The following is a 25,179-nucleotide window of genomic DNA, read 5'->3' as shown; positions in this document are numbered from 1 at the left end:
GCTTCTTCTAAATCTATTGAGGTTTTGAGTTCGGTGAAGGTGGCGAGGCGTTCGCTGACGATGACGGCAAAGAACCCATCAGCGTTTTTATAATCGACGGGAGTGAACCGCTTACCTTGCTGAGCAGGAAGTGGAGGAAACCTTGGCTCCCGTCGTTGCCGAAAAAACTGGTGTTATATTTCAACATTTCCAACTCTAAGCGGATCAACGATTCGCCATCAGGCACATGGTTATCAATAAGTGTTTGTGTTTTAAGGGGGATTTCTTCACCGTCGATAGTGACACACACATAGGCCATCATTTTGAGCATGGCCTCTTTGCTGACCTCATAGTCACCAATTTTGGGGGCGTTAGATAACGGGTATTTGGCTAGGATTTCACGCCCGACTGTGGCGGGTAGGCGACTAATAATGAATAGTTTTTCAACACCATCAACGTCTTTGATAGCGACTTCTTTAGGTTTAATCATCATGGTAAACACCAATAAAAAAGGCGGGAAACCCCGCCAGAAATTGAAATAAATTAACGGATACGCGTACTGTCGAAATCCTGAAACACAAAGGTATAGGCTTTAGATTTCAAACGCCCCGCAGAGGCGGCTGAGTTGCCACGACTACCATTGGTGATTTTGCCATTGCGCGCCGTGACCGTTGAGCCATCGCCATAAGACGCAACAAAAGTAATAATATCCCCTGCGTGTCGGCGCCCTTTTTTCGCGGTATTTGCCTCGAGCAAAATAGACAAGTTTTGATCTTCTTCGCTACCGGCCAATACGTTAATCGTGACGGTTTGTGGTGTTGGTGTAGACCAACTCACCAAGTTACCGTTAATATCCATACCCGTTTGTGCAATATCGACAGCCGGTAAATCCAGTGGATCAGCATCGTCAGCAAAAGCGGTAATTAAAATCCCAGTGGGAAAGGTTTTGCTGGCTTGAATGGTAAAACTCAAGCCGGTTGCAGATACATCATGCATGTTCTACTCCTAGACTAAATTATGTGAGCCTTCGACTTTGCGAACCCAATCGCCTTTGCCGTAAATCAGCACGTATTTCATGACATACTCAGGCAAGTCACTTTCACCCGTATTTTCAACAATCTGCGCGTTATACCAATAGCCTTTATCCTGTACGTCATACCACGCAAGGTCATCACCCGACGCATCAGCAATCGCAAGCTTTTGTGCGTCACTCAGCGTTTTACCGGCTAAAATCGTGCCGTTATTAATGGCTTTAGTGACCGCACCCGCTATCACCATTAACGCACGTGCTTCACCGTCTTTATTGGCAGGAACGCCCCGTGTCGCCAATAACACACTGAACCATTGCTGAGCAATATAGGCTTTTAACCATTGCTCATTGGCGTGAACACTCATATCCAGTGGATTAGACGCACCACCGCACAAGAAGCCCCGCTGATAGAAACGAATTTGTGAGCCAGCTACCGCAGTTTCACCGTAATAGTTCACGCGCAGCTTATCGAAGCGGTCAGCGACTTTATCCGTGGTCACTTGCGCAGGGAACGTCACACCTAACTGGCGAAACATGTAGTTTGTTGTGGCATTAGTGCGGTCATAATCAGTCGCCGCCATAACAGCCATGGGTAAGGTTTGAATAAAATAGTTAGTATCCGTTTTGAGATTTAACCCCACCGAAGCCGTTCCCATCAACGCTGCGCTAAAATCTTCAACCTGCTTTTCACTCACGCTAATATGCAACTGGTATTTGACGTTCTCCCCGGAAACATACTGCGCCAATGGCACCGCTTGCTCTAACGGCAGTTCGTCCAAAAATGTCGCGCTCCCGAATGAATCGGAAACCTGCTCTGCTACCATAAAGGCTTCCAGAGGCGTTTGTGCGGGGTTACCTTCAGATACCGTACCGGAAGACAGCCCCATGGCGTTCGCCAGCACTGAATATTCAACACTAATGGATGCACGTTCTTGCACACCGCCACTCAGCTCAAAGGCACTATCGAGTGAATTAAACGTCAAATAGCTACTGGAAAATTGTGGTTCTCTTTCTGCATTGAGTTTTGCTTGAATGGTGGACGCAATATCCGCATAGGATTTCGCTTCCGACAAATCAATGTCTTTGTAGCTTTTGGTGACAGTACCAATCGTGACCGAAAGCGTTCCATCCGCAATGATTTTTAAATCCGCTAATGCGGCGGCTTTTGTCCCAAATAGCGTAGGCGCTCGCCCCACAGGCTCATAAGAAGCAATTTGTAACTCCTTCGGCTTACTCACCGGTGCAGGGCTAACATAGCTAAAATATTGTCGTGCAAAGTGGGCTTCGGGAGAATCAACACCCAGCAAATCATCTATTTGACCACTGGCGAACTCTAAAACTTTACCTGCAGGTATTTTGGGGTTAGTGGAAAATAAGCGACCGGTTAATTTACGCATCGGAACAGCAGACGCGCCAATAACCGCCGATGCGATATCAACGTATCGAGTTTGTTTAATTGGCATAATAAAACCTTATATGCGGTGGATATCAGGATAGAGCGCGCTTATGGCAGCTGTATCAGGGAAAAGAGAGCGTTTATCCACCAGCCAATGTTTCGCAATGATGGCGCACATGTTGTTACCAATAAACATTTGTGAGGCATACCAAGCCGCTTGCGATTCAGGCACACCATAAACTTGTTCGCCTTTGAATGAAGGAACGGAAGTATCAATACTGTCCATCCCCACACCGTTAATCATCGGCTGCGGTAGAACTAACCCGTTAAATCCCTTCTCTTTTGCTAATGCAGGATACAAATCTGTGGTAAACGCTGACCGCTTCGGCGGTGCAATCTGTTCTGCAATTTTTCGCCTTTTAAACGGCCACATAGAATTACCTCTTGGTTGTAAAGAAACCGCCTTTTTTCTTCTGGTATAAATCACGTAATGCCTGCGTCATTGCATCCACCGTATCGTCATGGCCAGCAAATGGGAACGTGGTAATTTCCTCCACGGTTTCCACTATCCACGGCGCAATGTCTTTGTGTGGTAGCCACACATTGCCCGCCTCCCATTCCGCGGTGCAGGCATGAGCACGTGCGATTTTGCTACCATCGGGCTCAACAGGAATTAAGCCTGATACCGATGATTTAAGAGAGTCGATAACTGCTGGGCCATTGGCTTTGTCTTCCACCAGCTTACGGCGCCCTTCTGGGAATTTTTCCGCAAGTAGCTTCACGGCATCCTTCGTTTGAGTAAAACTCATGCGTTTTCTAATTTGATAGAGCAAATAGGCATTGGCGTCTTTCTTACCCCAAACCTGCCCCACTACATAGTCGGTACCGTCGCTGTCTTTAAAGGTCATATCCCAACTATGAATAACCTTATCGAATTTATCTGGTAGGTCTTTAGGTAAATAATAGCGGACAAACTCTTCATGGAAGATTTGACCGTCGCCCGGCTTCGGTGATTGTTGATACATGGCAGACCAAAAATAATCACCCAGTATTGCTTTGGTTTCCAACAGCTTATCAATGGGATGAAGTTCAGGTACCAACGCTTCTCCTTGCTCATTAATAGCAGGGAATGCGAGTACCTTGGTTTCAGGGGCTTTTTCTTTTAATTGGCCTGATAAATCATCGGTCGCCCACCGCGTGGCCATGATGATTTCACCGCTGTTTTGTGATAAGCGGGTCTTAAAGGTCGAGACGTACCAGTTCCAAATCGATTTTTTAACCGTCGGGCTAAGTGCTTCTTTCGAGTTCTTTATTGGGTCATCAATAATACCGAGGTCAACTTTCTTACCCGTTAATGGACCACCGACACCCGCGCATACATAACTGCCTTTGTGGTTGGCAATGCCAAACTCGTCAGAGTTACGTTTAACAACAATGCCATTTTCAGGCTTATTACCCAACCAGCTGTTAGGAAATAACGCACGATATTCAGCCGACATCATGATCCGCTGAACATCGGTATTCATATCACCGGCTAAATCAGACGAATACGACAGCGCCCCAACTCGCATGTTAGGGTATTTTCCAAAGAAATAAGCGGGAAGATAGCGGGAAACAATATCAGACTTACCGTGTTGTGGCGGTGCGCCTAATATTAACTTAGGACGCTTACCTTCCATCATATCAACCAAGAACTGGTCGAGCGCATCACATACCGTTTGAGAGAAATGGCTTGTGATGTATTCAGAGTTTATATACTGAATGAATTCATGCAAACTACGGCGTGCTATCTCCCTTTCGATCTCTTCATCAAACAAACTGAAATCGATATTCATGGTTGTACCTAATTTATAAGGGCAAAACACTCATTTAAATTGGATAAAAAATATAATAATTTAATCTAATCAACAGTTATATAAAAAACACCTTACATGTTTATAAAAAAGGCAATAATATCAATGCACTTTTAATCACAGCATCAATTATTGTTAGTTCCATAGTATCTATGAATCTAATATACTCTTATCAATAAGTATCTTCTCAACCATCCTAATCAAATAAGGATAATTCGTTATGGATGTTATACCTGCTATTTTATCTGCATTATCTTCTTTATTATGGCCATTGATTGTATGTTTTTTAATCTATTATTTTAGAAAGCATCTATTAAAGCTCATAGACACTTTCTTTGATGGCAAGTTAAATATAAAAGTCTCAGGATTTGAACTAAATTTGAAAGAAAATTCAATACAACAAGGCCACATTATTCTAGACCTACAATCTAAACTTGTTGAAATGGAAAAGAAAATAAACACATTACACCCTAATTCAGAAACAAATGTGCAATCTAATATTTCAATGAGAAAAAGGGTCTTATGGGTTGATGATAGTCCTTCAAATAATAGCTATTTGATTGAAACACTAAAAATGAATCATGTAGATGTAGATACTTCACTTTCAACAACTGATGCCATTGAAAGAATCAAACAAAATAATTTTGATGTTATAATATCCGATATGGGAAGACCCAAAGACGATCGGGCAGGAATAACTCTTACAAAAGAAATAAGAAATCTTAATATTCAAACTCCGGTTTTCATTTTCTGCGGTAATTGGGCCTCTACTAATTTACGCGAAGAGGCTAAAAAAGCAGGTGTTACTGATATAACTTCATCAGGAACCGAGCTTTTAGCAATGTTACCAATTTAATTTTTCTCTTTACTCTTTTTACTCCTCAATTTCATTAGTTGTTCAAAACTTAGGTGGCTTAGATCAATCCCAGTTGATTGAATAGGCCCACCATCAGCACCAGTTATTTCAGTCTTGTTCTTAACCATCCCTAAATGCTGTGCAACCATTTTAAGCGCATCGTCTTGATTACGAGTAATCACCTCAACACCAAACTTACCCTCTTTCACACCAGCGAATAAACGACGAGCAGCGCCAGTTAAGTCACGCGTATCATGAAAATGCGCACGACCAATACCAAAACCACTACAGCGAGGGCAATCAGGATTAGGATCAAGCGAATTGTCATAACCGTAACCACCATTATCATTTGGTATCTTTTTCTTTTTAGCCCTAGCCTCAGTAACAGCGTCTTCAAATTCTATCGCATCACGCCACTGATAATTGAAACCAAAACCCCAACAATGACGACAGCATAGCCGGCGATATTCAGTTAGCTCGTTAACGTCTGCAGTTGCAATATCCCACCACATTTTTAATACGGCATCTTGGGTTATCTCGGTTCGACGTTCTCGTTCAGCTAGCGCATCCGCGATTGCTCTTGAAACCTTAAAATTTCTATAAAGGATTGATGCTGCGATATACGCATTATTCCCCTCACATTTATAGCCGGCTCTTTTGTATGCTGCAGTTCGGTTTAAGTCAATTAAGTACTCAGTTACGAAACGTGCTTGCATATCGTTAAGCCCGTAGTTGCGCACATCAAAGGTATTTTCATCATTATGCGCATTATCTTGTTCACTACCCTGCGCAGTTGATATATCACTATCGTGTATTGCCTCTTTTGCGCATTCTTTTTCGTGCGCAGTGCGCAATTTTTTGTGCGCAGTTTTTTGCGCAGATTGCGCAGCTGGCTTTTTTATATATCGCCTTGCTGTTGCGTAATTAAGCCCCTGGTCTTCACACCACTCTTTAGGGGATATTCCTGATTTAGCATGGTCAGACAGGAACTGTTTTTGTAGCTCGCTCCAATCCGGCTTAGCCATAATATTTTCCTCATAACAAATTAAAAAACTCACCGTAGTGAGCTTTGTGATTTGCAATAAAATCCCGTTCTAAGCGAGGTGTTATCTAAACAAAAAATATAGGACCGGTATCAATAGTACAACAGAGCATACCCTGTACCAGATTATCTTTGTTACTATTTTTTTCTTTATCTTCCTTGCCTGCACATCATCGCTAGACTCTTTAATTTCGTTTTTGTGAGATTCTAATACTTCCCCTTTTACTTGCTCACTTTTTTCTAGCATCTTATGACTTCCTATTGCCATCTTTATAACTACAAACAATATAATTATTGGTATCGCAAGAAGAGCCATAACATCGAACCATGAAATCATTAGTTACCCCCTTTTTGAGAGATACTAACACTAGCTAAATATAATGAATAACGCATATTTGACTTATGTATAAGAAAGGAGATATTCATCAAAGCTCTAATCTGACCATCTGCTTGAGATTACTACCTTTTTCAGATTGTGGTCATTCACGATTAACGTATAGTGACGTCACATTCATAAACTATTATTCTCTACTTCGCCCCGATATCTGGGGCATTTTTATTTTTCCCTCACAAAATAACGTTATGTGTGGAACTGTTGCTGTAGCGTCCCCCAATCCGGTTTAGCCATCGTGTTTATCTCCTTAGCCGATTAGAAAGTCTACTTGTAGGAATAAACTTTCTGATTAGCTATTTCCCTCAAATAAAAAAACCCGCTCTAGGCGGGTTATTGCGAATTCTTTTTTATTTTGTTTCTGGAGTAGCATCTCTCATTGATTTAGGAATTTCTTTTTCACCATATTCTTCAGCTATGGAAATTATTTCCTTATATGGACGAGCATACGGACCAACTACAACTATAATGTTTTTCCTTTCTGCCTCTTCAGGCGTTAACTTCATAGCTTCGACCGTCATTATCAAAGCTACTTTCAAAGCCGCACCTGTCCATGGTAAATATTTAATTTCGTCCCCTTCACTACCTGCCATAGCAGCCTCCCTAAACACTACCCACTTACTAAATTCTACCCTACAAAAAAGACTGATGCCTTGCCTAACCAGTTTGGTATGGCTATTGATGTTAATAACAAGAGAAAACCAACTACTAAGTATTGGAAAACATAAAGCATACGGATAAATAGTTCTTTTAATATCATAGAGTGTACCCTTTATTGCTAATGTGATTAATTACCAAAAAAAGTATTAACACCTAAAATATAGCAGCTCATTTTCATTTGTCAGGTATATCTAACCATACCAACCCCATACAGATAACCACCATGAAACAACCACAATTAACCCCTTGGACACCCGAGGAACAATTATTAACTGAGTTTGATATTAAGTTAGGCAAGCTAGCTGCAAGTGTAGAAAACAGACCATGTACTGAAGCTGATATCAAGCATGCCTGCAACATTGCTGACCAACTTATTTTATTAATGATGAGGCAAGACCAAGATGAAACAAAATATCACAGAAGGCTATGATTTATTTCGCCGCGACATTAAACAAGCGGACATAGGAGGAAGTTATGTTATATGAATGTTTGCCTATTTCCGCGTACTGCAATATGTATGGAGAAACACCGGAATCTATTAATAAACGCATACAACGACAATATTGGATAGTCGGTGTACATGTTTTAAAAGTTGAGGGTTCAAAAGAACGTTGGATTGATATTGCTGAGGTGAATAAGTGGGCGCGAAAAAACAAACAGGCTACGCACTACCAAGAGGGGTGACGGTTCGTAACAACAAAACCAGCCAAACTATTGTTATCACGTTTACTTATAGAGGGGCGCTCTGTAGAGAGCCTCTCTCTAGACTAACCGTCGATAATAAAAATATTAAATACGCTGAAAGGCTACTTGCTGAAATTCAAAATAACATTGAAAAAGGCACTTTTAATTACGCTAAATATTTTCCTAACTCTAAAAAATTAATACTTTTTGGCGTCAATAATCGCGAAAAAAGAGTGATTGATTATTTAGACGAATATTTAGTTATTTGCGAAACTCGAAATTTATCACCCTCAACGATTGGCGGTTATAAAAAATGCAAAAGTGCCCTGTCTGATTTGCACCAATTACATGTTTCATCACTAACACCCGCGATCCTAAAAAACTGGATACAAAAGCAAACGACAGTATTAAAAACCATCCGTAATCAGCTCTCTTTCTTACGTAGCTCGTTAGATGAAGCCATTACAGATGGGATAGTGTCAATTAACCCAGTAAGCCTTGTATCTGCCTCCAGATACCAATCAAATAACAGTGACTATGAAAGCAGTTATATTGTTGACCCATTGTCACCTAAAGAAGTCTCTGCCCTACTTACTGCGGCAAGATATGAGCAATGGAAAAACTTATTTCAGTTTGCCATTAATACAGGGTTAAGAAGCTCTGAACTATGTGCATTGAGATGGAGTGATATTGATTTCATAGAAAATACTGCACACGTGCAATCCGCCAGCGTGGTTGGTGTTATTAAGAAAACCAAAACTAAAGCTGGTACTAGAAAAGTTGAGCTGAATAGTGAAGCCCTGAACGCCCTAAATAACCAGAAGCAATTCACGTTCCTAAAAGATGATGTGATTTTTGAAGATCCGAAAACAAATAAAGCTTGGGCAGGCGCTGACGCAATCAGAAAGAAAGCATGGGTGCCAACTCTGAAGAAAGCAGGTATTCGGTACAGAAATCCATATCAAACTAGACATACCTTTGCCACAAGGCATATAAGCCAAGGTGCCAATCTGTTTTGGCTAGCAGGACAAATGGGACATAAAGGACCTGAAATGCTGTTTAGGCACTATGGGGGGTATCTTAAGGAGTATGATGGGAGCGCAATGAAAAATATTGAACTCCGAACTTAACTTAAGATAAGCAAAATATATATCTAGTTAATATATATGGTGAAAATAAGTCTAACATTACCACCATACAATAAATTTTCATATCTAAAGCCGCCATTACGAAATCTTATGTGTGTAACTATGTATTCACTCTATTTACATCTGTTTTTTTTTTGCTATACTCATTGCATGCCGTGACTAGTGAGAATCTCCGGTCAGCGAACGGCCTCTACAGGCATTAAGATATCTTGCAATACCGCTTCATAACTTGTAATTAATTGAAAAATTACACACTTATGAGGCGGTTTTTGTATGTCTATCCAACCTTACCCTCTTCTTTTGCTTCCTAGTGTTCTTCTTATATTGATATTGGTATACTACCAATATCAAAGGATATAAAAAGTGATATCACATGAGTGTACAGATAAAAGATATATTTGATATTTATTTTAATAATTCAATGGAATTTAATGAGTTAATTCATCTAAATAAAGATGATTATTTAGAGTTAAAAACTTATAAAGGTAAGGAAATTATTGCATACAAAAAAGGTTTCAATAAACTAAAATTACTCCATCGTTTTCTAAATGAAGCCGTCTTTAATCGGATAGAGATCATGAATGATGTTGTCTTTTCATATCGAAAAGGTGTTAACGTATTAAACTGTGTTATGCCTCATAGAAACAGTAATTTTATATTTAAAACTGATATAAATAATTTTTTCCCTTCATTTTCTAGTGAGTTTATAGAAGTTAAATTAATTAATAAATTTAACAATTTTATTATTTCTGACATTAACCAATATTTACCCGAAATAGTTGATATTGTTACTTATAACAATACACTGCCTATAGGATTATCTACATCCCCATCATTAAGTAATATTCTCTTTAGTGACATTGACTTTAAAATAAAATTATTTTCAAATGAAAATGAATATTATTATACACGCTATGCTGATGATATCATCATATCTTCTAATAGGGATATAAATAAAAATACTATATTTGATGATCTCCAGCAAATTTTAACATCAGAGAATGACAATTTTATTCTAAATAAAAGTAAAACAAAATTATTAAGGAAAGGAAATCTCAGAAAAATAATGGGGGTCTGTATTATGCCTGATGGTCACATCACTGTTGATAAAAAATTAAAAAATAATATTGAAACAAAACTTTACTACATGTCAAAATTGAACAATATACACTCCAAAGACTCTGAAACAACAGAGATAAAAAGATATTTATCTGGAATAATTAATTATGTAAGTACTATTGATAATAGCTACATAAATAAACTAAAAAGAAAATATGGTTCAACAATTGTGGAAATGTTTATTAGAAAGAGTCTTATAAAATGAAATTTGAATTATCAATAAATCAAATACAACATTTAACTAATCTTAACGTTAGTTTTGACTTTAGTGAAAGTAAAATATTCTGTATTGTCAGCCATAATGGAATTGGAAAGACAACCCTAATTAAGTCAATGGGAATTTTATTTCAACCAACTATATTTGTAAAAACATCAAATCCATTTATTTTCAATGAAAACAGCGAGCTATTAATTAATTTCGATGATGAAGTTTATGAGTACAGATATAACCCCTCAATCAAGCAAATAGATTGTAGAAACTTAGTCAATAAACAGAATCTAGGAGTAGTCGAACTCCCAATTCCATATGGAAAACGATATGGTGCCTTTTCTAAATTAAACGATATTGATAGTGAGCTAAGAATAAAAATTGCTTTTAACGAATACTCAATACCTCGTGGTTTAATAAATTTTTTAACTTTCATATATCCATATAAAAATTTTTCCGATCTAAAATCAGTAAAAATCAATGGTGAAGAATACTTTTTCAAGATCGTAGGAAACAGCAATTACATTAGAGAAGATTACTTTAGTTCAGGAGAATACTTTGTAATAAATTTATATAGAATAATAAACTCAGAAACTAAACTAGTAATAATAGATGAGATAGATATATCATTAGATTCTTACGCTCAAATACGACTAGTAAAAATATTAAAAAAAGCAAGTGAAGACAATGATAAATTTTTTATATTTACAACACATTCTCTTGCAATGTTAAAATCTATTGATGAGATTGGAATTAACATTTATTACCTTGAAAATTCAAATGGTATTACTGAATTAAAAAAAAGGGGCTATAGTTATATCAAGGGTGTTATGTTTGAATTCAAAGGTAGCGATCGATATATTTTAACTGAAGATGATGTATTAAAGAAATACATTGAAGATAAAATACAGAAAATAACAAATTCATTAACATTCAATAAAAAAGAAAAAATAGAAGTTATTAGTATTGGAGGGTGTGAAAATGTAATTGATTTTTACAAAAAAAACAAAGAAAATTCTTTTTTATGTGAAAGAGATGAAAAAGTTTTAGTTATATTAGATGGCGATGTAAAAGAAGAGATAACAAGAAAAAATAAAGATATCGTTTCAAAATTACTTTTTCTACCTTTCGATTCAGTAGAAAAAGAAATATTTAGAAAGTATAATGATGAAAATGAGACATATAATTTACCATATGTCGGTGAGTTAAAAGGAAAGCCAGAAAGAAGGAATAAAAAGTATTATGAAAAATTAATAAAAAGGACAGGATTTAGCTCAGAGAAATTATTTTCAATAGCAGATAAAGATAATGATGAGGGTGTTCTAGCTTTTGAACAACGAATTACCTGCTTTTTAAAAACATAGTATTACAAGTTTTTCACGTTAAGTTTTTGATACAGCCCTGATGAACTACAAAAAATCAACTTATTGTATAAAAATACAACCCTAGTCCCCCCATGTGCACGTCTAGTGCACATGATTGACCCTCTCTGAAAATACCCTTTCATAATCAATAGATTAAAAAATTACGGACTCGGGTTCAACTCCCGCCAGCGAAATACCGCGCACTTAAGAGTTACTAAAAGCCCACTTCATTCAGGTCATTCTGAAGTGACCTCATAAAGTTGGACACTTTTAGTTAAGCGGCTTGCAAGGCCTGATTTCGATATTCAACCGGAGTCAGGCCTTTTAATTTGACTTTGATCCGCTTGGTATTGTAGCACTCTATGTATTCGTCAATTTTATCAATGAGTTCATCTGCATTTTGAAAATGATGACCATGACACATTTCTGATTTTAATAACCCGAAAAAATTTTCAGCAACGGCACTATCGAAATAATTACCCTTATTTGACATACTTTGTTTAATCCCATTATCAGCGAGCTGTTTCTGATAGCTAGGGTTTCGGTATTGCCAACCTTGATCACTGTGTAATAACGGTTTTTGTGTTTTGGTTAATCGAGATAATCCACTTTTTAGCATCTCTATAACCAACGTTAAGTGTGTGTTTTTAGCCACTTTATATGCAATAACCTCTTGATTATATAAGTCAATTATAGGTGAAAGATACACTTTTTGTTCATTCACTTTAGACTCTGTCACATCGGTTACCCATTTTTCATTCGGTTTTGATGCCGTAAAATCTCTTTTAAGATGATTAGGTGCTGTTTTTCCTACGTCACCACGATATGAACGGTATTTTTTGGCTCTTACTGTCGATTTTAAGTTAAGCCGTTTCATTAACCGCTGTACCGTCTTATGGTTGAGCAAAATACCTTCATTTCTCAGTGTTAAATGGATGCGGCGGTAACCATAACGCCCTTTGTGTTCATGGTAAATACTCTCAATACGCACAAGTTCTTGCGTATACTGTTTAGGTCTTTTCTGCGCGCTAACATGATAATAAAAGACACTTTTTGCAAGCCTTATGGCATGAAGTAAGTGATTCAATGGGTATTTATCTTTCAGAGCTAAAACAACTAACGTTTTTTCTTTGTTTGTCGTCGTTTCATTTGTTTTAGCTCTTCCAACTTTTTTAGGACAGCATTTTCCGCACGCAGATACGCAAGTTCCTCTTTAAGTTCCTCAAGTGTTTTTCATCGTCAGAACAAACAGCTGCTGTGCGGGGGAGTTTCATTGGTGGTCTTCCTCTAGGTCCACATTCAAGCCCTTTGAATCCATTTTCATTATATCTATCAAGCCAGATAGAGAGGATGCCAGACGTAGTTAAGTTCAGAATGGCGCTAGACCAATCATTTGTCCACATAAGTTTCAGTGCCTATAACCTTGTTTTTGCACAACGTAAATGGGGAGTGGGGAGGAACACTTTATCACCATGGATGGCAACGACTTGTGCCCAATATCGAATTTGGCGAGAGGATATGGAATATATTTTAGAAAGCTTTCGAGATGCTTCTCCTGCTAAGCATTGGTTAGCGATGATAATTTTTAAATCGCGGCTGTATTTTGACATTAAAAGACCCCCAATAATTGGTAGTCCAACTATTGGGGGTCACTTCAAAGTGCGGGTTTTCTTTTTTGTAAAAAAGTGAAATTAGATATCTCATTTCACCTGAATATCAACTTGTATTTTGAAATAGGTGATAAGCCACACCATAACGGTAGCTTTTTGCTGTTAGATAGCGTTACTATTTGATAGTATAAATCCTCTATTTTTTCTCGATGGTGTAAATAGCTTACTACTTTTTACATACTGATAGAAAAGCTAAAAAATTAGGCATGTACCTTGAGAGTAATTGTCATTATCGGTTCAGTGATTGCCATTTGTGTAAGTGCCATATTCTCGGCGCTATAATACATCATTAAATCAACCCTACTTAGGTATTCAAGTGATTGTTTTTATTATCAACCTAAAAGAAAGTTCTGAGCGTCGAATGAAAATGCAAGCTCAACTCGATAAAACTAAACTAAAATATGAATTCATCAATGCGGTAAACGGAAAAAATCTATCAGACACTGAACTTAAAAAGGCTACTCATGACTACCCAAATTGCATGCTAACAAAAGGTGAAATTGGGTGCGCACTAAGCCATTTATCTATTTATAAAAAAATGGCAAATGAGAATATCGAACAGGCATTAGTGCTAGAAGACGATGCTATATTACCTCATAACATCGAAGATATAATTTCACAAATAAAATTTTTTGATAAAATCAGAAAGCCTAACATATTTTTATTATCTAAAATAGATAGTTACATAAAAAATCAAAACCTAAATGATAATATTTTTAAAGTCTATCAAGCTATTGGCTCCCATGCATATGTTATAAACGTAAAAGCAGCAAAAAACATCATTAAAATTCAAAGCCCCATCAAATATGAGTCTGATATGTGGAGGTATTTTAGATATTTTAATTGCGCGAATATTTATGGGCATATCCCTACTCTGGTTATCTCTGATGATGAATCAAAACTAAATTCATCCTTGGAGGAAGGTAGAGCTCCTTTATTAAAAGCTAGAGAGCGTTATAGAAGCAATCTAAAAAAAATGTTCAAAAATTATCAATACTATCGAATACGAGATATGCTATTAAAGAAATTCTACTTTACCATTAAAGAGAATATTGAATGATAGGAATGCGTTAAGTTAACTTTGCGCTTTTCATCTTAATTAAGACCCAATCATTCCTTATACTGGCGTAAACTAGAATTTTTCATCTGTTAACTATACCACTACATACTAGAGTTTTTCCAATGTAGTACTATATCCATTAATTAAATGTCATTTAAAAACATGAAAAACCTTGACAACCTATGCTAAATCAGCATTTAAACACATAATAAGGGCTATGACACATCTCATTTCAGAGCTATAATTCATGATAAACTAAACATAAATTGGATACATAAATGATTTTTTTTGAAAATGCAGTACAGGGAAAAACGTCATTCACCAACAAAGATGTAAATAAAGATTTATCAAAGAAAAAATTTAATGTTGCATATGGTGCCGATAAAAATTTCTTGTTCGGCACAGGAGTATCCATTGTCTCTGTTCTGCTAAATAATAAAGATATAAATTTCCACTTTCATGTTTTTACTGACTTTTTAAGCGATAAAGATATTCAACTATTTAGTCAAATTAGTAAGCAGTACAAAACTAGCGTCACACTCCATACGTTAAATATGGATATATTAAAAAAACTACCAACAAACCAGGTATGGTCCCATGCTATTTATTTCAGGCTTATTATTGCCGACTATTTTTATAAGAAATGTGACAAAGTTTTGTATTTGGATTCTGATGTGGTTTGCACCGGAAGTATTCAAATTCTTAAATCACTAAATTTATCCTCTATGCCTATCGCTGCTGTTATGGATATCAGTGAGCCTCATTCGGTAGAAATGGCTAACTTATTTAACGTTGAAGGGATTAAAAAAGGATATTTTAACTCGGGCGTTATGCTGATAAACCCTGATGAGTGGAATTATAGGCAGCTAACTGAAAAATCAATGTCAGTATTTACTGATAAAAAATTACAACCAGTTATCAAATATTATGACCAAGATGCTATTAACATCGCTGTTCATGGTGATTGGTTAAAATTAGATAATATTTTTAATCATAGAATAAACTTAAATGATAGATATAAGCATAAGAAAAACAACGATATTTCTAATGCTGTTTTTGTACACTTCATTGGTTCGACTAAACCTTGGCATAATTGGTCTAAGTATTATCATGAAGTTCGTTGCTTCCTAAACGCCAAAGAAAAATCTCCATGGAAAGATATAGATTTAATGACACCTCAAAATATCACACACCACAAGTATGCGTCTAAGCACTTTAGATACAAAGAAAAATATTTATCATCATTTTATCATTATGTTCTATACACGATTTTAAAAATAAAAGGGAAAAAGAGGTAATAATATTTGGCTTTCACAATTAAAAAATAGAAAGCCAAACAATAATGTATCTCTGTAGTTATTAGTTTTAACTAACTCGATACCGCCCCATCAGCATGATATAGGCGTTTGTTACTACCAAAGCTGTTCCTAAACCTAAGTTTCCGTATTCCCTGAATAGGTATAAGTGTGCACATCATTGCTCGAAGTTGAACCAGTCCAAGTTTTAGATACATCAAAAACATATTTATGTGAGCTTCTTATTAGAGAAAAAATAGATTTCTACTTTTCAGATATAATGAGAGATAAACGTTTATTTATGCATAAGAATAGTAAAAATAATGAAATTGATTATAGAGAAATAGCTATTCAGCTAAAAAAAGAATTTATGAATATTTTCTCTATAAATCAAGCCGTATAAACTGAATGTAAAATACCTCCAAAGTACTTACACAATGACCTCCATGTGCACGCCAAGTGCACATGATTGAAGCTTAGTAAAGATACCCTTTAATAATCAACCAATTAAAAAATTACGGACACGGGTTCAACCCCGCCAGCAAAAAAGAACGGCAAGTTTTATATCTTTTAAGGATAAAAATCTTAGCAATATGAAGCATTAATTAGAAGATGAAATGCTAATTTCATGCTGAATGCGATAATCCAAGTAACATCTATATTATCTTGTTGAAATAAATTGAACATTTCAATCAAATAACCCTCCTTTACTAATAACCATGACCTGCAATAATCCCACCTCGATATAGTAAACAAAGGAAATTATAACATTGCTAAATTACACTTATTGTTAGTAATTGCTGTATTTGGAAGTGCAGGTGGAAATGCCTTAGCCTCTACGAATAATGAAGGCTATTATGCTGCTGCACGGCTCTCTAAGGTATGGCAAAAAGCAGATAATATGGACACCAGTAGTAGACCAGGCATTGGTCAATTTGTCTCGGGTGATGATAAAGATGATTTTTATAATGGCTCTTTAGCTGCTGGCTATCAATTTGGTAATGGTTGGCGTACAGAAGCGGAATATACTTTTAATAAAAAAGCAGAGTATACTAGTGGATCGACAACTTTCCTGACCAGCTTGAACCACCATAAAACAGAGCCCCAACGATTAATGCTAAATGCTTATCGTGATTATGAAATTTATCAGGGAGTTTCTATTTATGGAACCGTTGGTGTTGGTATCGCAAAAGTTAAATCGTCTGGATGGCAAGGAAATGTTTCACGTCAATACGCAAGTAACACTGATACAAACTTGGTATATTCTCTCGGTGCTGGCGTCAGCTATGAACCTATTAATAAACTTAATTTTGATTTAGGCTACCGTTATGTGGATCTAGGTAAAATTGAAAGTGGCATGAACCGATTTGCTAATGCTCGAGGCTTACAAGACGAGCAAATGAAAGCACACCTTAAGTCTCAAGAAGTTGTATTTGGTGTCAGATACTTATTTTAGTATTTTTATAGTGTTATCTCATTGGTAATGTCTCAAAAATAGCTAACTCTTGTTAGCTATTTTTAATTGTGGTGAACACGTTCAATTTTTGCCATTATTGCTCGAGTATTGCTTTATATGACGTTGGGTATCTTTCACGAATAGCTGTCTATGAAAACAACAAGCCATGTTTTATCTTTTAAAAAATTCAGATTTGGGGTGCTATTGGCTTTGACTGGGAGCGTAATGTTCATTGAAGTACCTACAGAGCCGAACTCATACTAAAATAAGAAATAAAAAGTGCCTAAAAATACAGGAGAAAATATAGTAATAGCTATACCTCAAGATATCATTTTGATATTTTTTGAAAAGAGAAATGATGTAGACCTTTTTGCGTTAAGATAAGGCCAAACATAACTTTATGATGTATAACCTGAAATAAACTATGAAAACATCCTTGCTATCAAATAAGACCACACTAATCGTAATAATAGGATGGCTATTACTTTATTACGTAACAGGTGAAATCTCCGAAATACTTACACCAGAGAATTCAGATATTTCTGTTGTCTGGTTTCCTGCGGGTGTCGCAACAACCGCTTTTTTATGTATGCACAAGCGCCAATGGTTACCATTACTGATTGGCTTCGTTGTATTAAACTTGATTCTGAATGGCTTCGATAATGAGCAAATCACCCTTTCACTTATATACGCCGCTCTAGCTGTACTTTCTTGTATTGCTATTGCTTGGATTGTCCGTAGGTATGCTCAGAGAGGAGATGATCTGCAACTAATATTGTTATGGCTATCGGCAGTAATAATTGTCAGTTTTGCAGATGCAGTTTTATTTTCTATCAGTTTGTATTGGTTTGATAATACATCACTTAATGATATTTTCTGGGATGGTTTTATTGCTGATATTACTGGCAACATATTTGCGACAACAGTGATTATGGGGCTAATTAATACCCATTTCAAAAGGGTGGTGCCTTCTTTCAAAATTAATATAATTTGGGGAAGTATTGTTTTTATTCTTCTTATTATTAGCACAATATTAATATTCAATGATACTGCGATACAGATATACTATTCCTATTTTCATCAGCATCGTAATACTGCTAAATTATCACTACTCTGCATCCCTATTTTGCTTGCTGTTACCCTGTCTATGCTATGGGGAAACAGAGGAGGATCAATCGCACTATTAATACTTGCCACTATTACAATCTATTACACTCGTAATCAGCAAGGACCTTTTTACCTTCATGGCCTATTTCGCCATGAATCACTGTGGTTAATACAGGGATATTTGACCGTAATATCATTATTAATGGTTTTTTTACGGGTTGTCGCTCGAAGTACTCATAGAATTGATGACACACAAGGGGCTTATAAACCGCAGCACCTAGTATATCAACTTAATCTAGATAATGGTGCTATAGAATGGGGAAATACAGATTGTTCATATCCGAAGGCTGATTTAATAACCCTTTCCGATCTAAGGCAAATTATGGAATCTATTCACCCTGACGACCGAGAAAAACTCGCTCGACATTGGGAACAAGAGCAAGCTCAGACCACTCTTCCAATAATAACCTTTTATTTGAAAGATAAAGAAGGTCGTTGGTGGAATATAGAAGATCGTGGAAGTGTTATTTTTAGTCATAACAAGCCAATAATGATTGTTGGGAATTGGTTTATTTTGGGTGAAGTATCCTAAAATTGATGTAATAACAAAGGATAAGTGATGCTACAAATTGCATTATTACTTTTCGGTGCCGAATTTATCAGAGGAAAAGCACATTACCTCTGGGGGATTGGGCTCCTTTGGTGTTTTATTGGTATCTTTATTTTTATTGATGGTATTGATGGTATTCTTTTTTTTCCAATACATTTGTTTGGTTTTCTATTGTTACTTGAAAGTCTGATCACATTAAGTGTCGCTTCAAGTGGAATTGGGACACAAAAAACGATACTCTTCTTTAAAGGTGGTTTGTTTTTATTCTGTGCATTGGTTATCTTAATTAATCAAACATATAGCAATGTATTACTGTCAGCGATGTTCGGTTTTGTTTTTTTTATTACCGGATTATTTGTTGTTGCATCAGCTTGGATCGTACGTTTTCCTGGATGGCAATTAATCCTGTTATGGGGCGTAATTGAAATGCTGTTTGCCTTTTTTCTGTTTACCCATCACCAAGCAACAATTTCTTTTTTCATCGGCTTTTTGATGATAGGAAGTGGATTTGGATGCCTGAAGTTAGCATTTCGAGCCCGTCATATCCAACGAGGAACATCCATATTTGAACTGATGCGTCCTTTACCTGTATCGTTTAAGAAAAAAGGGGCTACGCGACCAATAACGGAAAACCTACAGTCCCCTACTTTAAATAGATCAACTGAACAAGGTACTATTTTGACTGTTCATATCTGGACCCCCGAAGGCTCCGCAAACCAACGTCCTGTACCACGGCCAATTATTAATCGTTATATTGCGGCTGTTGATTCTGAGGGGGTAATCTCTACGGGGCATGCATCTCTAGAACTCTATCCGCACCTCTATATCAGCTTATACCCTGAAGAAGATATTGATCGCTCTCCTTCAGAATTTTTCAGGCTACTAAAAGCAACCGCTGATAATAACGTTCCGGGGCGTTTCTTGCCTAATTATCAAGCTGAAGCATCCGAATGGTGTGAATCTGACAGACAGATTGTTTTCAATGTTTATAACTATGCTTCTTTATTGAGTTTTTGGGAAAAATATCGCCAGTATCCTATTTATAACCTAACATATCAAAACTGTTCCAGCAGTGTTGCATATGGTTTGGAAGCTGCGTTGGATGGTGTTTTGTCTATGCAAAAGAGAAGTGATTTTATCGGGATTTTAAATGTACTTTGTATGCCAGAGTTATGGATTGCGGCTCAAATTCGTCGGCGTGCGCTGATGATGGCATGGACCCCAGGATTAATTATGGATTATGCACGTGCTTTGCGGGCTATTGTACACCCTGTTCCTGTCCCTTGGTATAAACGCTTACTTAGGCGTTGAGTTTCATAGCTATCATGACATTTTTATCTCAAACATAGTTTAGAATTGTCATTTTGGAATGTTTGCTAAATAAGTTAAAGAGGTTTTTATGCTGAAAGTGTACGCAATCTTAATGGTGTCTATCATAGCTGAAACAACCGCGACAACCATGATGAAGGCGTCTGATGGGTTTACCAAGTTGGTGCCCAGTATTATTGTCGTTATTGGTTATGCCATTTCTTTTTATGGCTTATCCCAAGTTGTAAAAAGTATGAATATTGGTATCGCCTATGCGATATGGGCTGGAGCAGGAATATTTCTTGTTTCAGCATTATCATTTTTTGTTTATAAACAGAAACTTGATTTTCCAGCATTAATTGGTCTGGCATGTATTGCGCTGGGAATTGTTATTATCCAGCTGTTCTCTAAATCAATTACTCATTGAGTTAATAAATTTAATACTCTTTTTCTTTTTAACCGGTCGAAATTATTCAACAAGAGTGGATATAGGAAACTTCGCTACCGGTTAACCGCATACTCACCACTGACGCTTGAGGTAAAAACCCTAATTCAACTAATATATTGGTGGCAATTTTCTGATCGAGCCCAGAAAAATAGCGTTTCGAAAAGTAAGATTAACACAGCGTTCCACATAAACTCTTCTTATTGGTATGCTGCATCAATAAGTATATTCAGGTATACTAAATTACTTATTCTCTTCTCAATACGAATGATTGAAATGATTAAGTTATTTACTAAATACTTTTCGGTTGGAATTTTAAACACTCTTATACATTGGTCTATTTTTGGACTACTGACAGTATTTCTTTCAACCTCTCAAGCTATAGCTAACTTAATAGGCTTTATCGCCGCGGTCAGTTTTTCCTTTTTTGCTAATGCAAAATTCACTTTTAAAGCCAAAGCTACAGCAACACGGTACATATCATTTACCTTATTTATGGGGCTTCTAAGCTACCTAACAGGCTATGCCGCTGACCAACTACGATTACCACCTATCGCAACCTTAATAATTTTTTCTTCCATTAGCCTCGTATTAGGTTTCCTTTACTCCAAAATCTTTGTTTTCAGAGATACTCCACAATGAAAATATCATTAGTAGTACCAGTTTATAACGAAGAAGAAGCTATCCCTATATTTTATAAGTCAGTAAGAGAACACCCGATTCTTAATCAATATGATATCGAAATAGTCTTCATAAATGATGGAAGTAAAGACAGCACTGAAAATATTATCAATGCATTAGCTATTGCTGACCCTTTAGTGCTCCCTTTAAACTTCACGCGAAATTTTGGTAAGGAACCCGCTTTATTTGCGGGCCTTGAGCATGCAACTGGAGAAGCTGTAATTCCCATTGATGTAGACCTTCAAGATCCTATCGATGTGATTCCATTACTTATAGAAAAATGGCAACAAGGCGCAGATATTGTTCTCGCAAAAAGAGCTGATCGTTCTAGCGATACATGGTTAAAACGCAAAACAGCCGAGTGGTTTTACAAGCTACATAATAAGATTAGCTCACCTGAGATTGAAGAAAATGTCGGCGATTTTAGATTAATATCTCGCCAGAGCGTCGAATATATAAAATTATTACCTGAGCGTAATTTATTTATGAAAGGGATTCTTTCATGGGTAGGTGGAAAAATTGATGTTGTTGAATATAACAGAGCTGAGAGATCTGCTGGCGAAAGTAAATTTAATGGCTGGAAATTATGGAATTTAGCGTTAGAAGGTGTCACTAGCTTTTCTACTTTTCCATTACGCGTTTGGACTTATATTGGTTTATTTGTCGCTCTTGTATCTTTTATCTATGGTGGTTGGATGATGGTAGATAAATTAATTTGGGGCAACCCTGTTCCTGGGTATCCTTCTTTACTTGTTTCTATTCTATTTTTAGGTGGTGTACAGCTTATTGGTATTGGTGTATTAGGTGAATACATCGGGCGTATCTATATTGAAAGTAAACAACGACCTAAATATATATTGAAAAACATAAAAAAAATGGAAAATTCTGATGAATAATCGTATTTTTAACTTAAGTAATTTAATTATACTAATACCTTTTATATTTATTTTTATAATTGAATACCTAACTCCAATGCAGTCAGATGACTTTGTTTATTATATCAAAGGGAATTCAATCGCCGTTCATTTAAACCATTACTTTTCATGGAGTGGCCGTTTTGTCTCTGATTATTTTAGTACCTTACTACTTAGTACGGATTCTCAAATACTAAAATCAACAACCATTGCAATTATTGTAACTATTCTTTTATTTTTAATTACAAAAATTGGCAATAGCCTCAATAAGTCAAATCGATATTTCAACCTCCAGTTTTTAACTTTATTCTTTATTTACTGGATTACAATTCCAAATATTGGACAAATTGTTTTCTGGATTGTTGGCGCTGCTAACTATCTTTTAACCAATCTATTTGTTGTTACTTTCATTTATGCATTAATAAGATACTTTAAAGAAAGAAAAGGCATTACTTTACTTCTTCTCGTCTCATTCTTTGCAGGCTGTAGCAATGAAAATACTACTTGGATTGTACTACTTACATCCTTAATAACCTCTTCATTTCTTTATTATAAAGAAAAAAATAAAATATTATTTTTATCTACATTACTTGTTTTTATAGGGTTCTCAGTGCTAATTTTTAGTCCTGGTAATCTCAATAGAGCGGCTTTATCTACTGAATTTTATGAATTAAGCTTGGTGAGTAAAATATGGTTATTTTTATCTGATAAATTGCCATATGCATTAAGTAAAACATGGATACCTATACTAGTTTCCTTAGTACTATTAACCTCATATATTAAAAACAAAAAATGCAATAACTTTTATCTTTCTTTACTTTTCATTATATTAGGATTGTTAAGTACGTTATCGATGGTGGTGTCGCCAACATTTCCGACTAGAGCACTTAGTGGCCCACATCTTTTTTATATTATTTCTTGCTCTTTCTCTATTAGCCATATCCTAAATACAAAAAATAAAAGTATAATATCTCTATCAACCCTATCAGTAATAAGTACATTATCTTTAGTTAGCTTTATTTATTCATATTCACAAATTGTCTTTTCGTACAACTCAGTTAATGCTCAACAAAAAATAAGAAAATATCAAATATCTAAAAGTATAATTGAAAATAAAAAAATAGATAAAATACCTAATTTCTATTATCCTAAGTCTTTAAGAGCAGGTGACTCAATAGACCTTTATAATGACCCCAATGCAACAGGAAAATATTATAACTTATCAAATTCAGTTAACGTATACCCTATTAATTACAATTACTCTGTAATTATTAATGGTAAAAAAATCCCATTACCTGATAGTGAAAATACCGGTATTAGTAATATTTACATAGGAAAAGACACCTTATTAAGGGATACATCTATAGCAATAGAATTTGATAGTGTAAATAAATTTACTCCTGACACAAAATTTATAGTCAAGACAAAAAACGGTAAATACTATGAATATAAAAACTTAAAAGTTGATACACTGTACGGTATGAATGTTGTAGGATTTATCATTCCGGTAGTGCCATCCGATATATATTCGATTTCTTACAAAAGATATAACGAGACTGATGTAACTATCAAAATATAATTATTACAGCCTCTGTGTGGTAATATATTACACAGAGGTTATAACTGTAATTAACAGGATTATACCAACTCATTAATATGATAATATGTCAGCAAATTTCATATTTTCTGGCTGGGTTTCTTTTTTAACTCGGTGATAGTACTCTCAATTTCACATTAGCCTCATACCATCCATCACAGAGATTATGATGAGCAACGATATTGCGTAAAATCAATCCATTGACCACAGTTATCATCGCTACGTTTTGCAGCATCAATAAAAGCCATCCCCTGTAGGCCAATTTCAATACCCGGTAATAGCGGTGATGCGCCACCTCCCTCGCGTATACGAGTTGCTGCCTCACGGTAAATCTGTGCAAAACCTTCTAAATATCCTTCGGGATGCCCGGCTGGAACCCTTGTCATCGCACGGTTTTCCTCCCATTGAGACATTGATCCCCGAGACACACAGTACATGGGCGAATCAAACGGTTTTAACCATAATTGATTAGGATTTTCTTGGGAAAATGAAAGACTCCCTTGGCTGCCATATATGCGTAGTCGCAACCCATTTTCTTCACCACAAGCCACTTGGCTCGCCCATAGACGCCCTTTTGCTCCGTTATGATAACGCATTTGCACACGCACATCGTCATCTAGCACTCTTCCTGGGATCATTGATGTGAGTTCAGCACGAATGGACTCTGGTAACATCCCTGTGACGAATGAAGCTAACTGCCACGCATGAGTACCGATATCGCCGATACAGCCCGCCCCCGCTTTTTTTGGATCGGTACGCCAATTCGCCTGCTTGTTTTCAGTTTCCTCTAATCGTGTTGCTAACCACTGCTGCAAATACTCCACTTCAATATAACGAATTTCTCCTAGTTCCCCTGCTAATATCCGGCTGCGCGCTTCACGAATTAACGGATAAGCACTGTAATTATGCGTGAGAATCAGTTGCCTACCCGTTTCTCGCACAACATCAGCAAGCTGCAAAGCTTCTGAGTATGATGTACACAATGGTTTATCACAGATAACGTCAATACCTGAGCGCAAAAATTCAACGGCAATAGGGGCATGCAGGTGATTAGGCGTGACAATCGCAACAACATCAATGCCATCATCACGTGCGGCTTCACTTTGCGCCATTTGCTGATAACTGGCGTAACAACGTTCAGGAGCAAGATGCAGCCGTTGCCCTGTGCGTTGACAATTTTGCTCGTCTGAAGAAAATGCACCTGCAACTAACTCAAACTCATCATCCATACGAGCCGCTAATCGATGCACTGCACCAATAAATGCACCTTCCCCGCCCCCAACCATTCCCAGCTTTAGTCTCATCG

General features: G+C 36.5%; 26 protein-coding genes. 15 read left to right on the top strand and 11 right to left on the bottom strand.

Features of this window, described 5'->3' with window-relative positions; genetic code table 11:
- Positions 1-13: 13 nt before the first annotated feature.
- Genes PR834_RS08365 through terL form a run of 5 tightly spaced genes read right to left on the bottom strand, consistent with a single transcriptional unit; the run spans position 14 to position 4,240 of the window.
- Complete coding sequence (locus PR834_RS08365; protein ID WP_109911397.1) at positions 14-472, bottom strand: hypothetical protein; 459 nt, start codon at positions 470-472, stop codon at positions 14-16.
- Positions 473-522: 50 nt separating this feature from the next.
- Positions 523-975 (bottom strand): phage tail fiber protein, encoded by a 453-nt coding sequence (locus tag PR834_RS08360; protein WP_068445366.1) that lies wholly within the window; start codon positions 973-975, stop codon positions 523-525.
- A gap of 9 nt (positions 976-984) precedes the next feature.
- Entirely contained in the window at positions 985-2,472 is a 1,488-nt protein-coding gene (locus PR834_RS08355; protein ID WP_110592059.1) for a DUF3383 domain-containing protein, read from the bottom strand.
- A gap of 9 nt (positions 2,473-2,481) precedes the next feature.
- A complete protein-coding gene (locus tag PR834_RS08350) occupies positions 2,482-2,838 on the bottom strand; it encodes a hypothetical protein (RefSeq protein WP_442959647.1) in 357 nt (118 codons plus the stop codon).
- 4 nt (positions 2,839-2,842) lie between these two features.
- Positions 2,843-4,240: a phage terminase large subunit gene (gene terL, locus PR834_RS08345; protein WP_110592067.1), complete on the bottom strand. Its 1,398-nt coding sequence runs from the start codon at positions 4,238-4,240 to the stop codon at positions 2,843-2,845.
- Positions 4,241-4,478: 238 nt separating this feature from the next.
- On the opposite strand from terL, the gene PR834_RS08340 reads away from it, so the two are divergent.
- Positions 4,479-5,114 carry a response regulator gene (locus tag PR834_RS08340; protein WP_110592068.1) on the top strand — a complete coding sequence of 212 codons (636 nt, stop codon included), beginning with the start codon at positions 4,479-4,481 and terminating at the stop codon, positions 5,112-5,114.
- On the opposite strand, the gene PR834_RS08335 is transcribed toward PR834_RS08340, so the two are convergent.
- From PR834_RS08335 to PR834_RS08325, 3 genes are all read right to left on the bottom strand, one after another.
- Entirely contained in the window at positions 5,111-6,139 is a 1,029-nt protein-coding gene (locus tag PR834_RS08335; RefSeq protein ID WP_110592069.1) for a terminase small subunit, read from the bottom strand. The genes PR834_RS08340 and PR834_RS08335 overlap by 4 nt on opposite strands.
- 81 nt (positions 6,140-6,220) lie before the next feature.
- Positions 6,221-6,493: a hypothetical protein gene (locus PR834_RS08330; protein WP_110592070.1), complete on the bottom strand. Its 273-nt coding sequence runs from the start codon at positions 6,491-6,493 to the stop codon at positions 6,221-6,223.
- A gap of 404 nt (positions 6,494-6,897) precedes the next feature.
- Positions 6,898-7,140 carry a hypothetical protein gene (locus PR834_RS08325; protein ID WP_048607740.1) on the bottom strand — a complete coding sequence of 81 codons (243 nt, stop codon included), beginning with the start codon at positions 7,138-7,140 and terminating at the stop codon, positions 6,898-6,900.
- A 290-nt stretch (positions 7,141-7,430) separates the two neighbouring features.
- Here PR834_RS08325 and PR834_RS08320 point away from each other — a divergent pair, with 290 nt between their 5' ends.
- The 5 genes from PR834_RS08320 (at position 7,431) to PR834_RS08300 (ending at position 11,730) form a co-directional block, all read left to right on the top strand.
- Positions 7,431-7,637 (top strand): hypothetical protein, encoded by a 207-nt coding sequence (locus PR834_RS08320; RefSeq protein ID WP_272536579.1) that lies wholly within the window; start codon positions 7,431-7,433, stop codon positions 7,635-7,637.
- Between the two features lie 44 nt (positions 7,638-7,681).
- Complete coding sequence (locus PR834_RS08315; protein ID WP_068445436.1) at positions 7,682-7,891, top strand: excisionase; 210 nt, start codon at positions 7,682-7,684, stop codon at positions 7,889-7,891.
- Positions 7,846-9,021 (top strand): site-specific integrase, encoded by a 1,176-nt coding sequence (locus tag PR834_RS08310; protein WP_131680616.1) that lies wholly within the window; start codon positions 7,846-7,848, stop codon positions 9,019-9,021. Before PR834_RS08315 ends, PR834_RS08310 begins: the two co-directional genes overlap by 46 nt.
- Before the next feature lie 391 nt (positions 9,022-9,412).
- A complete protein-coding gene (locus PR834_RS08305) occupies positions 9,413-10,363 on the top strand; it encodes a reverse transcriptase domain-containing protein (protein WP_187710441.1) in 951 nt (316 codons plus the stop codon).
- Positions 10,360-11,730 carry an AAA family ATPase gene (locus tag PR834_RS08300; protein ID WP_131680618.1) on the top strand — a complete coding sequence of 457 codons (1,371 nt, stop codon included), beginning with the start codon at positions 10,360-10,362 and terminating at the stop codon, positions 11,728-11,730. Before PR834_RS08305 ends, PR834_RS08300 begins: the two co-directional genes overlap by 4 nt.
- 274 nt (positions 11,731-12,004) lie before the next feature.
- Here the strand turns inward: PR834_RS08300 and PR834_RS08295 are convergent, their stop codons facing one another.
- Complete coding sequence (locus tag PR834_RS08295; protein ID WP_217007938.1) at positions 12,005-12,835, bottom strand: IS3 family transposase; 831 nt, start codon at positions 12,833-12,835, stop codon at positions 12,005-12,007.
- A 310-nt stretch (positions 12,836-13,145) separates the two neighbouring features.
- Entirely contained in the window at positions 13,146-13,340 is a 195-nt protein-coding gene (locus PR834_RS08290; protein ID WP_254178908.1) for a hypothetical protein, read from the bottom strand.
- 376 nt (positions 13,341-13,716) lie between these two features.
- Here PR834_RS08290 and PR834_RS08285 point away from each other — a divergent pair, with 376 nt between their 5' ends.
- The 9 genes from PR834_RS08285 (at position 13,717) to PR834_RS08245 (ending at position 23,855) form a co-directional block, all read left to right on the top strand.
- Positions 13,717-14,460 carry a glycosyltransferase family 25 protein gene (locus PR834_RS08285; protein ID WP_115166924.1) on the top strand — a complete coding sequence of 248 codons (744 nt, stop codon included), beginning with the start codon at positions 13,717-13,719 and terminating at the stop codon, positions 14,458-14,460.
- A gap of 278 nt (positions 14,461-14,738) precedes the next feature.
- Positions 14,739-15,758, top strand: coding sequence for a glycosyltransferase (locus PR834_RS08280; RefSeq protein WP_172766924.1), 1,020 nt, complete (start codon positions 14,739-14,741; stop codon positions 15,756-15,758).
- 766 nt (positions 15,759-16,524) lie between these two features.
- Positions 16,525-17,211, top strand: a complete 687-nt coding sequence (locus PR834_RS08275; RefSeq protein WP_272536608.1) for an outer membrane protein — start codon at positions 16,525-16,527, stop codon at positions 17,209-17,211.
- A gap of 424 nt (positions 17,212-17,635) precedes the next feature.
- The gene (locus tag PR834_RS08270; RefSeq protein WP_262961083.1) at positions 17,636-18,910 is read left to right on the top strand and encodes an MASE1 domain-containing protein; all 1,275 of its coding nucleotides are present in this window, start codon (positions 17,636-17,638) and stop codon (positions 18,908-18,910) included.
- A gap of 27 nt (positions 18,911-18,937) precedes the next feature.
- Positions 18,938-20,239: an HdeD family acid-resistance protein gene (locus PR834_RS08265; protein ID WP_262961082.1), complete on the top strand. Its 1,302-nt coding sequence runs from the start codon at positions 18,938-18,940 to the stop codon at positions 20,237-20,239.
- Positions 20,240-20,330: 91 nt separating this feature from the next.
- Positions 20,331-20,663 (top strand): DMT family transporter, encoded by a 333-nt coding sequence (locus tag PR834_RS08260; RefSeq protein WP_371021498.1) that lies wholly within the window; start codon positions 20,331-20,333, stop codon positions 20,661-20,663.
- A 294-nt stretch (positions 20,664-20,957) separates the two neighbouring features.
- Complete coding sequence (locus PR834_RS08255; RefSeq protein WP_110592608.1) at positions 20,958-21,323, top strand: GtrA family protein; 366 nt, start codon at positions 20,958-20,960, stop codon at positions 21,321-21,323.
- On the top strand, positions 21,320-22,258 hold the full coding sequence (locus tag PR834_RS08250; RefSeq protein WP_136134889.1) for a glycosyltransferase family 2 protein: 939 nt from the start codon (positions 21,320-21,322) through the stop codon (positions 22,256-22,258). The genes PR834_RS08255 and PR834_RS08250 overlap by 4 nt, the downstream gene beginning before the upstream one ends.
- On the top strand, positions 22,251-23,855 hold the full coding sequence (locus PR834_RS08245) for a DUF6056 family protein (RefSeq protein ID WP_272536577.1): 1,605 nt from the start codon (positions 22,251-22,253) through the stop codon (positions 23,853-23,855). The genes PR834_RS08250 and PR834_RS08245 overlap by 8 nt, the downstream gene beginning before the upstream one ends.
- A 182-nt stretch (positions 23,856-24,037) precedes the next feature.
- Here the strand turns inward: PR834_RS08245 and PR834_RS08240 are convergent, their stop codons facing one another.
- Positions 24,038-25,177 carry a Gfo/Idh/MocA family protein gene (locus PR834_RS08240; protein ID WP_136134891.1) on the bottom strand — a complete coding sequence of 380 codons (1,140 nt, stop codon included), beginning with the start codon at positions 25,175-25,177 and terminating at the stop codon, positions 24,038-24,040.
- Positions 25,178-25,179 lie beyond the last annotated feature (2 nt).

Source organism: Providencia sp. PROV182 (assembly GCF_028480325.1).
In the GTDB taxonomy this organism is placed as follows: domain Bacteria; phylum Pseudomonadota; class Gammaproteobacteria; order Enterobacterales; family Enterobacteriaceae; genus Providencia; species Providencia hangzhouensis.
Note: the sequence above shows the minus strand (reverse complement) of the source record. Positions and strands in the feature narration are given on the sequence as shown.

Bases quoted from the DNA above. Each gene is read 5' to 3' on its own strand.
- PR834_RS08245 (WP_272536577.1), top strand. From the start codon at position 22,251: ATGAATAATCGTATTTTTAACTTAAGTAATTTAATTATACTAATACCT.
- PR834_RS08320 (WP_272536579.1), top strand. From the start codon at position 7,431: ATGAAACAACCACAATTAACCCCTTGGACACCCGAGGAACAATTATTA.
- PR834_RS08355 (WP_110592059.1), bottom strand. From the start codon at position 2,472: ATGCCAATTAAACAAACTCGATACGTTGATATCGCATCGGCGGTTATT.
- PR834_RS08350 (WP_442959647.1), bottom strand. From the start codon at position 2,838: ATGTGGCCGTTTAAAAGGCGAAAAATTGCAGAACAGATTGCACCGCCG.
- PR834_RS08325 (WP_048607740.1), bottom strand. From the start codon at position 7,140: ATGGCAGGTAGTGAAGGGGACGAAATTAAATATTTACCATGGACAGGT.
- PR834_RS08300 (WP_131680618.1), top strand. From the start codon at position 10,360: ATGAAATTTGAATTATCAATAAATCAAATACAACATTTAACTAATCTT.
- PR834_RS08340 (WP_110592068.1), top strand. From the start codon at position 4,479: ATGGATGTTATACCTGCTATTTTATCTGCATTATCTTCTTTATTATGG.
- PR834_RS08315 (WP_068445436.1), top strand. From the start codon at position 7,682: ATGTTATATGAATGTTTGCCTATTTCCGCGTACTGCAATATGTATGGA.
- PR834_RS08290 (WP_254178908.1), bottom strand. From the start codon at position 13,340: ATGTCAAAATACAGCCGCGATTTAAAAATTATCATCGCTAACCAATGC.
- PR834_RS08265 (WP_262961082.1), top strand. From the start codon at position 18,938: ATGCTACAAATTGCATTATTACTTTTCGGTGCCGAATTTATCAGAGGA.
- PR834_RS08280 (WP_172766924.1), top strand. From the start codon at position 14,739: ATGATTTTTTTTGAAAATGCAGTACAGGGAAAAACGTCATTCACCAAC.
- PR834_RS08335 (WP_110592069.1), bottom strand. From the start codon at position 6,139: ATGGCTAAGCCGGATTGGAGCGAGCTACAAAAACAGTTCCTGTCTGAC.
- PR834_RS08250 (WP_136134889.1), top strand. From the start codon at position 21,320: ATGAAAATATCATTAGTAGTACCAGTTTATAACGAAGAAGAAGCTATC.
- PR834_RS08360 (WP_068445366.1), bottom strand. From the start codon at position 975: ATGCATGATGTATCTGCAACCGGCTTGAGTTTTACCATTCAAGCCAGC.
- PR834_RS08255 (WP_110592608.1), top strand. From the start codon at position 20,958: ATGATTAAGTTATTTACTAAATACTTTTCGGTTGGAATTTTAAACACT.
- PR834_RS08270 (WP_262961083.1), top strand. From the start codon at position 17,636: ATGAAAACATCCTTGCTATCAAATAAGACCACACTAATCGTAATAATA.
- terL (WP_110592067.1), bottom strand. From the start codon at position 4,240: ATGAATATCGATTTCAGTTTGTTTGATGAAGAGATCGAAAGGGAGATA.
- PR834_RS08365 (WP_109911397.1), bottom strand. From the start codon at position 472: ATGATGATTAAACCTAAAGAAGTCGCTATCAAAGACGTTGATGGTGTT.
- PR834_RS08305 (WP_187710441.1), top strand. From the start codon at position 9,413: ATGAGTGTACAGATAAAAGATATATTTGATATTTATTTTAATAATTCA.
- PR834_RS08330 (WP_110592070.1), bottom strand. From the start codon at position 6,493: ATGATTTCATGGTTCGATGTTATGGCTCTTCTTGCGATACCAATAATT.
- PR834_RS08240 (WP_136134891.1), bottom strand. From the start codon at position 25,177: ATGAGACTAAAGCTGGGAATGGTTGGGGGCGGGGAAGGTGCATTTATT.